Genomic DNA, 13,132 nt, shown 5'->3' with positions numbered 1-13,132 from the left:
ACTTCATTGCCGGTTTCTTCCTGATCAGAAAAAACCCTGGGGGTGACTGACTGCGGGGCGCACTTTACAAGCCTTTTCCTTTCAGTTCAACGCCCTAGTGAAAAAAAAGGCCTCGTAATGCGAGGCCTCTTTATCAATACGCCACCGTGCGATCAGGCAAAGACGATTTCATCGTCCTGCACCGACGCAGTGACTGTCGCTCCTGGCAGGAAACCACCAGACAGGATCAACTGGGCCAACGGGTTCTCGATCCAGCGCTGGATCGCCCGCTTCAGCGGCCTCGCGCCATACACCGGGTCGTAACCGACGGCGATCAGCTTGTCCAAGGCCTCGTCACTCAGCTCCAGGCTCAACTCGCGCTCCGCCAGACGGCTACGCAGGCGACCCAGCTGGATCTGCGTGATACCGGCGATCTGATCCCGCGCCAAAGGCTCGAAGATCACCACTTCGTCGACCCGGTTGATGAACTCCGGCCGGAAGTGGGTGGACACCGCGTCCATCACCGCCGCACGTTGCGCCTCGCGATCCCCTACCAGTTCCTGGATCTGTGCCGAGCCCAGGTTGGAGGTCATGACGATCACCGTGTTGCGAAAGTCCACAGTACGCCCGTGACTGTCCGTCAGGCGGCCATCTTCCAGGACCTGCAAGAGGATGTTGAACACATCCGGATGGGCCTTTTCCACTTCGTCCAGAAGGATCACCGAATACGGCTTGCGACGCACGGCTTCGGTCAGGTAGCCGCCCTCTTCATAACCGACATAGCCTGGCGGCGCACCAATCAGGCGAGCCACGGAGTGTTTCTCCATGAACTCGGACATGTCGATTCGCACCATGGCCTCCTCTGTGTCGAAGAGGAATTCCGCCAGGGCCTTGCACAGTTCAGTCTTACCCACCCCAGTCGGGCCGAGGAACATGAACGAGCCACTTGGCCGGTTCGGATCGGACAAGCCGGCCCGGGAGCGACGCACTGCGTTGGCCACTGCCACCACAGCCTCGTTCTGGCCGATCACCCGTTGATGCAATAGGCTTTCCATCTTCAGCAACTTGTCGCGCTCACCTTCGAGCATTTTCGACACTGGAATACCGGTCCACTTGGACACCACCTCGGCGATTTCCTCCTCGGTGACCTTGCTGCGCAGCAACTGGTTCTCGCTGTGGCCGTGCTGGTCGACCATTTGCAGGCTGCGTTCCAGATCCGGGATTACCCCGTACTGCAGCTCAGCCATGCGGTTCAGGTCGCCTTTACGCCGCGCCGCCTCCAGTTCCTGCCGCGACTGCTCGATTTTCTGCTGGATCTGCGCGGAACCCTGCACTTCGGCTTTTTCCGAGGTCCAGACTTCTTCCAGGTCAGCGTACTCGCGCTCCAGTCGGACAATCTCTTCCTGGAGTTTTTCCAGGCGCTTGATCGCCGCCTCGTCGTCTTCCTTCTTCAGCGCCTGGGATTCGACTTTCAGTTGAATCAGGCGCCGCTCCAGACGATCCAGCACTTCCGGCTTGGAATCGATCTCCATGCGGATGCGGCTGGCAGCCTCGTCGATCAGGTCGATGGCCTTGTCCGGTAGTTGCCGGTCAGTGATATAGCGGTGGCTGAGCTTGGCCGCAGCAATGATCGCACCGTCGGTGATCGCCACCTTGTGGTGCACTTCATAGCGCTCCTTCAGGCCGCGGAGGATAGCAATGGTGTCCTCCTCGCTCGGCTCATCCACCAACACTTTCTGGAAGCGTCGCTCGAGGGCTGCATCCTTCTCTATATATTGGCGGTACTCGTTGAGCGTGGTGGCACCCACACAATGCAACTCGCCACGGGCCAGGGCCGGCTTGAGCATGTTGCCCGCATCCATCGAGCCCTCGCCCTTGCCGGCGCCGACCATGGTGTGCAGTTCGTCGATAAACAGGATGATCTGCCCTTCCTGCTTCGACAGCTCGTTAAGCAGGGACTTCAGGCGCTCTTCAAACTCGCCACGGTACTTGGCACCGGCAATCAGCGCGCCCATATCCAGGGACAGCAGACGTTTGCCTTTCAGGCCATCGGGCACTTCGCCATTGATGATTCGCTGGGCCAGGCCCTCGGCGATGGCGGTCTTGCCCACACCGGGCTCACCGATCAATACCGGGTTGTTCTTGGTCCGGCGTTGCAGTACCTGGATGGTCCGGCGAATTTCATCGTCACGGCCGATCACCGGATCGAGCTTGCCGTCTTCGGCACGCTTGGTCAGGTCGACGGTGTATTTATCCAAGGCCTGACGCGACTCCTCGACGTTGGCATCATTCACCGCCTCGCCGCCGCGCAGGTTATTGATGGCGTTTTCCAGGGCTTTCTTGCTCACGCCCTGACCCAGCAACAATTTGCCGAGCTTGCTGTTTTCGTCCATGGCTGCCAGCAGCACCAGCTCACTGGAAATGAACTGGTCACCTTTCTGCTGCGCCAGGCGGTCGGCCTGGTTGAGCAGGCGCGCCAGATCCTGGGACATGTTCACGTCGCCAGTGGGGTTCTGGATTTTCGGCAGTTGGTCGAGCTCTTTGCTCAGTTCCTTGCGCAGGCTGTTGACGTCAAAGCCCACTTGCATCAGCAAGGGCTTGATTGAGCCGCCCTGCTGTTCAAGCAGCGCTTGCATCAGGTGCGCCGGTTCAATGGCTGGATGATCGAGGCCAACCGCCAGGGATTGAGAATCGGATAAAGCCAGCTGCAATTTGCTGGTTAATCGGTCTATACGCATTAGTCACCTTCCTTTTGAGCAGGCCGGAGCGATGGACACACCTAAATAGAGAAACCTGCCAGATGATTCTCTAGATGCGGTCGATTCTGGGAGATTCAAGCGTCAGCTGCTTGACGCAAGTCAGATTAGTCTAGCGCTCAAGCCAGATAAGGGAGGCGAAACGCCCAGTACGCGGGCTGCGTCGATAAGAGAAGAAGCGTGGGTCGGTCACCGTACAGTAGCCACCGCCATAGACCGCCGTCACACCTCGGGCCGCCAGACGCAGGCGCGCCAACTGATAGATATCGGCCATGAAGCGCCCGGCATTGACACTAGGGACAAAGGCTTGCTCCGCTGCCGCCAATTGGGCAACGAACGCTTCACGCACTTCCGCCCCGACCTCAAAGCTCTGTGCGCCTATGGCGGGTCCCAGCCATACCAGTACCTCAGCGGGCGGTACATCCAAGCTGTCGAGAGTGGCTTCCAGCACGCCGGCTGCCAGCCCGCGCCAGCCGGCATGGGCTGCCGCGACCCGGGTTCCGGCACGGTTGCAGAACAACGCAGGCAGGCAGTCGGCGGTCATCACCGTACAGGCAACGCCGGGCGTGGCAGACCAGCTGGCATCGGCGCAGACCACTACGCCAGGATCGGCGTGGGCCACAGCGACCCCATGCACCTGCTGCAACCAGGCCGGGGCTATATCGAAGTGCTCGGTCAGGCGCCGGCGATTCTCGGCCACCGCTTGAGGCTGATCCTCAACGTGGTCGCCCAGATTGAGGCTGTCGAACGGCGCCAGGCTGACGCCGCCATCGCGGGTGGTAACACAGGCTTTGACCCCGGCCGGCGCGGGCCAGTCAGGAATCAGCCAATCACTCATCCGATGAACGCCTCACGGTCCTGCTTGAGCAGCGACAACAGCCAGACGAAGTCATCCGGCAACGGCGACTCCCAGCTCATGCGTTGACCGGTGGTCGGATGCTCCAACTCCAGGAAACGCGCATGCAGGGCCTGGCGCGGGAAGTTTTTCAGCGACTCGACCATGGTCTGGCTGGCCGCCGGCGGAATGCGGAAGCGACCGCCGTAAGCCGGATCGCCCACCAACGGGAAATTGATGTGCGCCATGTGCACCCGGATCTGGTGGGTGCGACCGGTTTCCAACTTGACCCGCACGTGGGTATGGGAACGGAAGCGTTCCAGCACGCGGTAGTGGCTGACAGCCTGCTTGCCACCCTCCATCACCGCCATGCGCTGGCGCTGCTGGCCGTGGCGACCGATGGGCGCATTGATCTTGCCCCCCGCAGTCACTACACCAATCACGATGCATTCATAGATGCGGCTGACGCTGCGGCTCTGCAACTGAGCCACCAACTGGGTCTGCGCTTGAATGGTCTTGGCCACCACCATCAGACCGGTGGTGTCCTTGTCCAGACGGTGGACGATACCCGCCCGCGGCACATTGATAATGTCGGGGATGTGATGCAGCAGGGCATTGAGCAGGGTGCCATCGGCATGGCCGGCAGCCGGGTGCACCACCAGGCCCGCAGGCTTGTTGATCACCAGGATGTCATCGTCTTCATAGACGATGTCCAGCTCGATGTCCTGGGCGATCCACTCACCCTGGGCCTCCTGCTCGGCGGTCAGTTCGAGAACGGCACCGCCGTGCACGATGTCCCGAGGGCGGATCACCGCTCCGTCCACAGTCAGGCGGCCGTCTTTGATCCAGGCGGAAAGGCGCGAGCGCGAATGCTCAGCGAATAGTTGGGCGGCGACTTGATCGAGGCGTTGACCGCCCAGTTCGGACGGCACCTCTGCGCGAAGTTCAATTTTATCGGACATGCTCGGACTGGGCGTCGGCACAGCCTTTGGTTTCGGCTGCGCGCTTGTGGTTAAATACGGCGTCTTTTGCCCCGAGGCTTTCAACGGGGCGCTCATCATAACAGGACGGCCCCGCCCAAGACAGCGGCCGTCATAGGGACGCAAGCCGCCATGCAAGTGAAACACCTGCTGCTGATCGCCATCCTCGCACTGACCGCTGCTTGCTCATCGAAGGAAGTCGTTGACGAAAACCTGAGCGAAGTCGAGTTGTACCAGCAGGCGCAGACCGACCTGGACAACCACAGCTTTACCAGCGCCACCGCCAAGCTCAAGGCCCTGGAATCGCGCTATCCCTTTGGTCGCTACGCCGATCAGGCACAGCTCGAGCTGATCTACGCCAACTACAAGAATGCCGAGCCCGAGGCCGCGAAATCCGCCGCCGAGCGCTTCATTCGCCTGCACCCCCAGCACCCGAACGTGGACTACGCCTACTACCTCAAGGGCCTGACCTCCTTCGACCAGGACGTAGGCCTGCTGGCGCGCTTCCTGCCACTGGACATGACCAAGCGTGACCCGGGTGCCGCCCGCGACTCCTACAACGAGTTCGCCCAACTCACCAGCCGCTTCCCCAACAGCCGCTACGCCCCGGACGCCAAGCAGCGCATGATTTACCTGCGCAACCTGCTGGCTGCCTACGAAATCCACGTGGCCGACTATTACCTGACCCGTCAGGCCTATGTCGCCGCCGCCAACCGTGGCCGCTATGTGGTGGAAAACTTCCAGGAAACCCCTTCCGTGGGTGACGGCCTGGCGGTGATGACCGAGGCCTATCAGCGCCTGCATCTGGACGAACTGGCTGCCACCAGCCTGGAAACCCTGAAGCTCAACTACCCGAACCACCCAAGTCTGGTTGACGGTCAGTTCGTGCCACGAGTGGCCGAAGCCGACAACCGCTCCTGGCTGAGCAAAGCCACCCTGGGCCTGATCGAGTCCCGTCCACCGCTGCCGCCGGGAGAAACCCGCGCCAACCAGGACGTGATGAAGCAGTACCAGGATGCCAAGGACGCGATCCCGTCGGAGCTCAAGCCTAAAGACAGCAATGGCGACGTGGTCGAGGAAGAAGAGCACGAGGCTACTGGCAACAACAGTGACCGCTCCTGGTTCAGCTACATGACCTTCGGCGTGTTCGACTGAACAGTGCCGCAGTAAAAAAAGGGAGACTTTAAGTCTCCCTTTTTCATGCCCGCAGCTTTATGGGCCTGTGCGCCCGCCGGGCGCTTGGATAAACTGCTCGCTCTTTTTCCCATAAAGCTGGTCACCATGGTTCGTCTACTGTTCTGGATCGCTCTGATTGCCGCTGCGGTATGGTTCTGGCGCAAATTCAAGCGCCCCGCTGCAACTCCCCGCACACCCCACGAGCCGGCCAGCACGCCAATGGTGCGCTGCGCCCACTGCGGCGTACATCTGCCTCAGGACCGGGCGCTGAGCCTGTCGCAACAGTGGTACTGCAGCCAGGCGCATCTGGAGCAGGGCCCGGACAACCAGCAACGCTGAGTCCTACCTGATCGCCCGCACAATTGGCGACAAAATAACCCGCCCCCAGCCCCCTGCGCCGCCCATCCTGGCGGCCTAGACTGAACTCTCGCCCCCCAACACGGGCGCTATTGCCCGCTGTTGACTCACCAATGAAAACGGCAGCCGCCATGAGCCCAATGCACAGGGTGCTGGTGGTCGATGAGGCCACGGAAGTCCGCGCCCTGGTGGAAATCACCCTCGGCCGCATGCGCCTGCACACCCAAAGTGCCCGCACCTTGCAGGAAGCCCGGGCTCACCTGGCCCGAGAGCACTTCGACCTGTGCCTGACCGACCTGCATCTGCCGGATGGCAGCGGACTGGATCTGCTGCTGCATATTCGCCAATGCCACCCTCAACTGCCGGTCGCGCTTTTAAGCGATGCCCCTGGCATGCAGGCCAGAGCCCTGGAAGCCGGGGCTTGCGACCTGTTGCACAAGCCTCTTCACCCCGTGCGCCTCCGAGAATGGATAAGCAGCAGGCTGAAACGGCTGTCCACTGCCACAAAAAACCTACCCGAGCATCAGTTGTTGGGGGACTCACTGCCCATGGACAACCTGCGCCGACACATCGACAAGTTGGCCCCCAGCCTGGCGGCGGTCTACATCAGCGGCGAATCCGGCAGTGGCAAAGAGCGAGTGGCACGCCTGATCCACCAGTTGGGCCCCAGGGCCAGGGAGCCCTTCATTCCGGTCAACTGTGGGGCCATTCCTGGCGAATTGATGGAGAGTGAGTTTTTCGGTCACCGCAAAGGCAGCTTCAGCGGCGCCCTGACTGATCAGCCCGGCCTGTTCCAGGCCGCTCAGGGGGGCACCCTGTTCCTCGACGAGGTCGCCGACCTGCCTCTAGCCATGCAGGTGAAGCTCCTGCGTGCGCTACAGGAAAAGTCCGTGCGCCCGCTAGGCAGCCAGGAGGAAAGAGCCGTCGATGTGCGGATTCTCTGCGCCACTCACAAGGACCTGAAGTGCGAGGTAGAGTCCGGCCGCTTTCGCCAGGATCTCTACTACCGCCTGAATGTCATCGAACTGCGAGTCCCCGCCCTGCGCGAGCGCCCGGACGATATCGGGATACTGGCGCGGCACATTCTGCAACGCCTGGCCGACGCCAGCGACAAGCCTGCCACCCAACTACACCGGCAAGCACTGCAAGCCCTGGAGCGCTACGACTTTCCCGGCAACGTACGTGAACTGGAGAACCTACTGGAACGGGCCCAGACCCTTTGCGAGGGCCCGTGGATTGAACTGGCCGACCTGCATCTGCCTGTCAGTGAAAACCAGGCCCCCCCTTCTCCCTCGCGCCTCCCCAACCTGGACCTCGCGCTGCACCTGCAACAGGTGGAGCGCCATCTGCTGCTCCAGGCCCTGGAGGAAAATCGCTGGAACCGTACAGCGGCGGCCCGACGCCTGAGTCTGTCCCTGCGTTCGATGCGTTACCGCATGAAAAAGCTCGGCCTGGATTAAATTCGACCTTCGGGCGCATAGGGTGCCGGATCAATAATCGGTGCCTGTCCCAGCAGCAGGTTGCAGAAGAGTTGGCAGGAAGCGGGCGCCAGCACCAAGCCGTTACGGTAATGCCCGCAGTTGAGCCACAAACCGGCAAATCCTGGAACTGGCCCGATGTAGGGAATGCCCTCTGGTGACCCCGGACGCAGCCCGGCCCAATGCCCCACTACCTCAGCGTCCGCCAGTGCTGGAATCAGCTCGACAGCAGAAGCCTTGAGACTTTCCAGAGCGGATGCAGTCGGCGTCTTGTCGAACCCTTCGTGCTCCAGGGTACTGCCCACCAGGATGTGTCCGTCACGCCGGGGAATCGCATAACGGCCCTTGGCCAGGACCATGCTGGACAGGAAGTCGGCAGCGCATTTGTACAGGATCATCTGCCCTTTGACCGGCTCCACCGGCAGTACAAGCCCCAGACTGCCCAGCAACTCCCCACTCCAGGCCCCCGCGCAGAGCACCACCTGATCGGCGCGAATCTCACCCAGCGAACTGTGCACGCCTACCACCTGCCGGCCTTCACAAATAAAGCCGCTGACGCTGCACTGCTCGTCGATGTGCACGTTGGGCAAAGCCTGCAAAGCGGCCTTGAGGGATTTGACCAGCCGCGGATTACGCACATTGGCCACATCGGCCATGTAGATCGCCCGCTGGTAGCCGCTGCCCAGCACCGGCACCCCATCATGTACCGCCGAGATATCCACAGCACTCAGTGGCCGCCCCTCACGCTGCGCCCATTGCAAGGCCTGAGCCTCATCGTCCAGGTCCAGCCAGTAGAGCCCGGTGGTATGCACCTCGGGGTCGACCCCGGTGGCCCCCAGCAATTGCTCCGCCAGCTGTGGATAAAAGTCCTGGGACCAATGAGCCAGCGCCGTGACTGCCGGGCTGTAGCGCCAAGGGTACAGCGGCGAGACGATGCCTCCGCCGGCCCACGACGACTCGCGTCCCAGGTCCGAACGCTCTACAAGCCGCACCTGCTGACCCTGGGATGCCAGATTGAAAGCAGTGAGCAGGCCGATCACTCCGCCGCCCACCACCAGCACTTGCTGTTGCTTAGCCATAATCCGATCCAATCATGAGAAAGACAGTGGGCGCCGCAGCTCCCCGATACAGGGACTCAGCGTCCCCAGCAATCCTTCGCCGCCAGACCGTCGGCCTGACCGCTGATGCTGGTGGCACCTGTCTGATCGATGCTGAAGTTGCCGCATTTGTCACCCGCCATCACTCCATCGGCTTTTGGCGTCGCGGTCAGCGAGAACCCGCTGTCGCTCAGAGTCGGAGTGATGCTGTAGTAATCATTACCGGCACTCAGATCCGGGGCGTTGCTGTAAGCACCGGTCTTGGAGAAGTGGCGCTCAAGCTGCTGCGCCTGCTCGGTGAGCAGCACGGCAATTTCACTGCGATGGGGCTTCTTCGTGTATTCGGTGATGCTGGGAAGGCTCAAGGTAAGGACCAGACCGATGATCGCAATCACGATCATGATTTCGATCAGGGTGAGCCCTTGGTTGAATCTGCGCATGGTCAAGAATCTCGCTTACTGAATTTGTCGCCACAGGATGCGCCGGCTGCCACCGCCGGTTTTTTCCACCCGAGCGCTGATGCCAGCACTGGAATCGCGGATGCTCTTGCGGGTGCCATGGGTATCCGCAACCGCAGCGTCGAGCATCTTACCGCTGAACGCTTGCAGCTCGATCAATTTCCCGCCGCCAGTGTTTGAGTCGGGGCCACTGGCCTTGAACTTCAGGGGCGTGCAGGCCACCCGCCTAGTGTCACGAACATGCTCCAACCGCCACGGAATCACACCCATGGGCTGGCCGGTACTACCTACTGCTGCACAAGGCCAGACCGGTCTGCGTGCTACGGGCGCAGTTAACTGCCGAACATAAGGAATGCTGGTTACGACTTCAGGCGCCACTGCAACCGCGCCTGGGAGCGGGCTATCGGCGGGGCAGCAAGCCTGAGCAGGTGCCCCCTGCCACAAACTGCCCAGCAACGTAGCGGCAACGGCGAGCAAAAGCCGACGACCTTTCGAGCCGGGTTCAATACTTGGCATAAATGCTCTCCAACACGCTGCGCGAATGACCGGCCAAACCCACTGCAGTCACTCGATACAAGGTGGCGGCGGTATTGATCGGCAAGTTGACCGCATCCGCAGAAGCACCCAGGTTCTGTACCCCATAGAAACCCTCTCCGGTGGCGATCCAGGTCACGGCGGAAACACTGTTGAAGCCTGCGCTGCTGACCGCTGCAGACTCAGCGGGAGGGACACATTGAGAAGGACCGGCGCATACCGGCAAACGATAGTCATCCATGCGCACTGCGTTTTCCCCCAGGCGCAAGGCGGTTTCTGCAGCCTGGAATGCGCGGTTGTTCAAGGTCAGGCTGGCGCTCATCTTTTCCTGGAGGATGGCGTTCTGCAGCGATGACAGGCCGATCATGGTCAGCAGCAGCAAGAACACCAGGCTCACCAACAGCGCCATGCCTCTCTCCCTGGAGCGCCCTGCTCCATTGACGCCAGGCATCAGGGCAACCTGTTACGCAAGGCCGCCACTAGCGTAAAGCGCTGTGGACGCACACGCTTCTGGGGATCAGCCAAGATCAGTTGCAGCCGCACGCTGCGGATACGTGCTGGATCTACCGGGTTGCGGCTGTAGCTGGAGGCGGCATTATCCGTTGCGGTACGGGCCATGCCGAAACTAACATCGAAGGCCTCGACATTATCCAACAGCACCGCCTGCTGCCTGCCCAAGCCGCTGCCCAGCATTAGTTGATGGTCCTGGAAGCTATAGAAAAGCCGACGCAAGGCCAGGACCTGTTGCCCGCTACCCCCTTGATGAGCCCCCGAATAGACCACGGCGCTGCGCCGACAGTCGGTGACCAGGCTCCAGGTCGGCGCCCCACCATCATCACCGATGTCGGCGGTGACCAAGGTCAGCTTGCGCTCGACATTGCTCCACTGAATCGGGGTGGCTGCGTAGCGGGAAAACTCCTTTGCCGTACTGCGATCACTGACGGTGCGCAGGCAACCGAAAAGTCCCGTCATGCGAATTTCCTGGAGCATCTTGCTCAGAACAAAACGCGCATCCTCCTGCAGGTAGGCCGAGGCGTTCTGGCTAAGGTAAGTAGCCTTTGCCGCGATAAATACCTGAGCCACACCCAGCACCAGTACCAGGCTCAAAGCCAGCGCCAGCATTATCTCCACCAGGCCAAAGCCATGGCTGCCCGACCTCATCGAACACCTCCCGAATCCACGGCCACACGGCTGCTGAGCACCAGACTGCGCTCACTCTCCGGATGACCCTCGGCCCGGGAATCGTCCCACGTGATGCGGATGGTGTAGACCTGATGGTTGACACCGATACTGCCCTTGGCGCTCGGGCCACCGAAGTTCGCCACGTTGCCGGTAAAATCATGCAGGTCCTGATCCCGCACATTGCCCGGGCTGCCCACGGTGGGCGTGACAACACCATAGTCGGCCAGCGCATTGGCACGGATCCGGTCAAGCATGTCGTAGGCGATAAAGCTGGCCTGGGTGCTCATCCGTGAACTGTCGGTGTACTGCAGGGCCTTGATCTGGACCGCAGCGGCCCCCAGCAACCCCACCGCGAGAATCAACAGCGCCACCAGCACCTCGATCAGGGTCATGCCATCCTGTGCATGCCGCTCCCTCATCTTTCAATCTCCGTCACGCCCCTCGGTCCATGGAAGCAACCACCGATCGCCGATGAAGGGGGCTCGTGTGAGCCCGCAGAAACGATGGAAGCCAATGCCCTCGACTTCAAAGGTTAGTGCCAGAGTCAGCCCCAGGCTGCCTCGCGGAACAACCCGCAATACATTGCCCCCTGCCCCCTTGCCGACAACCCACGCCCTTGAGACACAGCCGCAACGGCCCAGGCGCCGAGCAGCTTCAACGGCTTGAAACCCTTTGTACGCAAATACACCACCCGCCCTGGAACAGGCATCGGCTATAACGGGCTGCGACTCGATCCATCCCAGAAAGGCGCTTTGATCATGTGCTCAGCGCCTACGCACGGATAGCGTGAAAGCCTCATCTCCAGGGAGGAGACACCATGCATGAAAAGGGCTTCAGCCTGATTGAACTGCTGACCGCGCTGGCCTTGCTGGCACTTTTGCTGCCGCTGTCCACGGCTGCGCTCAGTGAACTATTGCGTACCAATCGACAGCAGGACGCGGCGCAGGTACTCGCCAGCGGCCTGCGCAATGCACGGGCGGCGGCCATCCTGTATCAGCGCACCGCGCTGATACACAGCCTGAACGACGACTGGAGCCAGGGCTGGCGCGTCATTCTGGATGTCAGTGGCAAGGGTTTGGAGGACCCGAAGAATCCGCTGCTGATCGAACGCCAGAGCGGTGGGCAAGTGCTGATTGTGGGCAACCGTCCGGTACAGCACTTCGTGCGTTTCAGTGCCCAGGGCAATCCGTTGCTACCGAGTGGCGCTTTCCAGGCCGGCACCTTGCATATCTGCCAGGCCGACCAGGAACACAGTCGCCATCAAGTGGTGCTGTCGCGCAGCGGGCGGGTCAGCCTGCGCAGCGAAACCGCTGAGCAGGCCCTTTGCGCGGGAGTGGGCTGATCAGAGCAGGGAACGAACCCGCAGCTCTTTGGGCATGGAGAAGGTGATGTTCTCTTCGCGACCGGCCAACTCGTCGGCACCCGTGGCGCCCCAGGCCTGCAACTGCTGGATCACCCCACGCACCAGGACTTCCGGCGCCGAAGCCCCCGCAGTGATACCGATGCGTTCGACACCATCGAACCAGCTGCGCTGCAGGTCCTCGGCACCGTCGATCAGGTAGGCGGGAGTGGCCATGCGCTCGGCCAGCTCGCGCAGGCGGTTGGAGTTCGAACTGTTGGGACTGCCCACCACCAGCACGACATCGCACTCGTCGGCCAGTTGCTTGACCGCATCCTGACGGTTTTGCGTGGCGTAGCAGATATCGTCCTTGCGCGGCCCGCCGATGGCCGGGAAACGCGTGCGCAGGGCATCGATCACCCGGCTGGTGTCGTCCATGGACAAGGTGGTCTGGGTCACGAACGCCAGGCGCTCGGGGTTCTGCACCTGCAGCTCGGCTACATCCTTTTCGTCTTCCACCAGGTAGATGGCGCCGCCGTTGCTGGCGTCGTACTGTCCCATGGTGCCTTCGACTTCAGGGTGGCCGGCGTGTCCGATGAGGATGCACTCACGACCGTCGCGGCTGTAGCGCGCCACCTCGATATGCACCTTGGTTACCAAAGGGCAAGTGGCATCGAACACCTTGAGACCGCGGCCGGCGGCTTCGCTGCGCACCGCCTGGGAGACACCGTGGGCGCTGAAGATGACGATGACGTCGTCCGGCACCTGCTCCAGCTCTTCGACGAAGATCGCGCCACGATTGCGCAGATCCTCCACGACAAATTTGTTGTGCACCACTTCATGCCGGACGTAGATCGGCGGCCCGAAGACTTCCAGGGCGCGATTGACGATTTCAATCGCCCGGTCCACACCGGCGCAGAAGCCACGGGGGTTGGCGAGTTTGATTTGCATGCTGTGCCTC

14 protein-coding genes are annotated in these 13,132 nt (G+C 61.5%); 4 read left to right on the top strand and 10 right to left on the bottom strand.

Going from position 1 to position 13,132, the window contains the following annotated elements; genetic code table 11:
- Positions 1–152 precede the first annotated feature (152 nt).
- The 3 genes from clpB to rluD all read right to left on the bottom strand — a co-directional run bounded on the left by clpB (position 153) and on the right by rluD (position 4,532).
- A complete protein-coding gene (gene clpB / locus FW796_RS28225; RefSeq protein ID WP_346636002.1) occupies positions 153–2,717 on the bottom strand; it encodes an ATP-dependent chaperone ClpB in 2,565 nt (854 codons plus the stop codon).
- A 130-nt stretch (positions 2,718–2,847) separates the two neighbouring features.
- Positions 2,848–3,573 carry a peptidoglycan editing factor PgeF gene (gene pgeF / locus FW796_RS28220; RefSeq protein WP_446440434.1) on the bottom strand — a complete coding sequence of 242 codons (726 nt, stop codon included), beginning with the start codon at positions 3,571–3,573 and terminating at the stop codon, positions 2,848–2,850.
- On the bottom strand, positions 3,570–4,532 hold the full coding sequence (gene rluD, locus FW796_RS28215; protein WP_446440433.1) for a 23S rRNA pseudouridine(1911/1915/1917) synthase RluD: 963 nt from the start codon (positions 4,530–4,532) through the stop codon (positions 3,570–3,572). Before rluD ends, pgeF begins: the two co-directional genes overlap by 4 nt.
- A 150-nt stretch (positions 4,533–4,682) precedes the next feature.
- Between rluD and FW796_RS28210 the strand changes: the two genes are divergently transcribed.
- From FW796_RS28210 to FW796_RS28200, 3 genes are all read left to right on the top strand, one after another.
- Positions 4,683–5,705 carry an outer membrane protein assembly factor BamD gene (locus FW796_RS28210; RefSeq protein ID WP_346636000.1) on the top strand — a complete coding sequence of 341 codons (1,023 nt, stop codon included), beginning with the start codon at positions 4,683–4,685 and terminating at the stop codon, positions 5,703–5,705.
- Positions 5,706–5,831: 126 nt separating this feature from the next.
- Complete coding sequence (locus tag FW796_RS28205) at positions 5,832–6,065, top strand: PP0621 family protein (RefSeq protein ID WP_346635999.1); 234 nt, start codon at positions 5,832–5,834, stop codon at positions 6,063–6,065.
- Positions 6,066–6,214: 149 nt separating this feature from the next.
- Positions 6,215–7,543: a sigma-54-dependent transcriptional regulator gene (locus tag FW796_RS28200; protein WP_346635998.1), complete on the top strand. Its 1,329-nt coding sequence runs from the start codon at positions 6,215–6,217 to the stop codon at positions 7,541–7,543.
- Here FW796_RS28200 and thiO read toward each other — a convergent pair.
- From thiO to pilV, 6 genes are all read right to left on the bottom strand, one after another.
- Complete coding sequence (thiO, locus tag FW796_RS28195) at positions 7,540–8,640, bottom strand: glycine oxidase ThiO (RefSeq protein WP_404937697.1); 1,101 nt, start codon at positions 8,638–8,640, stop codon at positions 7,540–7,542. The genes FW796_RS28200 and thiO overlap by 4 nt on opposite strands.
- A 56-nt stretch (positions 8,641–8,696) precedes the next feature.
- Complete coding sequence (locus FW796_RS28190) at positions 8,697–9,098, bottom strand: type IV pilin protein (protein WP_346635996.1); 402 nt, start codon at positions 9,096–9,098, stop codon at positions 8,697–8,699.
- A gap of 15 nt (positions 9,099–9,113) precedes the next feature.
- Positions 9,114–9,386, bottom strand: a complete 273-nt coding sequence (locus FW796_RS28185) for a hypothetical protein (protein ID WP_430962753.1) — start codon at positions 9,384–9,386, stop codon at positions 9,114–9,116.
- A 232-nt stretch (positions 9,387–9,618) separates the two neighbouring features.
- Complete coding sequence (locus FW796_RS28180; RefSeq protein WP_346635995.1) at positions 9,619–10,059, bottom strand: pilus assembly PilX family protein; 441 nt, start codon at positions 10,057–10,059, stop codon at positions 9,619–9,621.
- A 41-nt stretch (positions 10,060–10,100) separates the two neighbouring features.
- Entirely contained in the window at positions 10,101–10,811 is a 711-nt protein-coding gene (locus FW796_RS28175; RefSeq protein WP_346635994.1) for a PilW family protein, read from the bottom strand.
- Positions 10,808–11,251 carry a type IV pilus modification protein PilV gene (gene pilV / locus FW796_RS28170; protein WP_446440432.1) on the bottom strand — a complete coding sequence of 148 codons (444 nt, stop codon included), beginning with the start codon at positions 11,249–11,251 and terminating at the stop codon, positions 10,808–10,810. The genes FW796_RS28175 and pilV overlap by 4 nt, the downstream gene beginning before the upstream one ends.
- 398 nt (positions 11,252–11,649) lie before the next feature.
- Here pilV and FW796_RS28165 point away from each other — a divergent pair, with 398 nt between their 5' ends.
- Positions 11,650–12,174, top strand: a complete 525-nt coding sequence (locus tag FW796_RS28165; protein ID WP_346635992.1) for a GspH/FimT family protein — start codon at positions 11,650–11,652, stop codon at positions 12,172–12,174.
- On the opposite strand, the gene ispH is transcribed toward FW796_RS28165, so the two are convergent.
- Positions 12,175–13,122 carry a 4-hydroxy-3-methylbut-2-enyl diphosphate reductase gene (ispH, locus tag FW796_RS28160; protein ID WP_102865452.1) on the bottom strand — a complete coding sequence of 316 codons (948 nt, stop codon included), beginning with the start codon at positions 13,120–13,122 and terminating at the stop codon, positions 12,175–12,177.
- Positions 13,123–13,132: the final 10 nt, after the last annotated feature.

The organism is Pseudomonas sp. 910_21 (assembly GCF_052850735.1).
The sequence above is the reverse complement of the archived record's forward strand: the minus strand, read 5'-3'. Positions and strand labels throughout refer to the sequence as shown.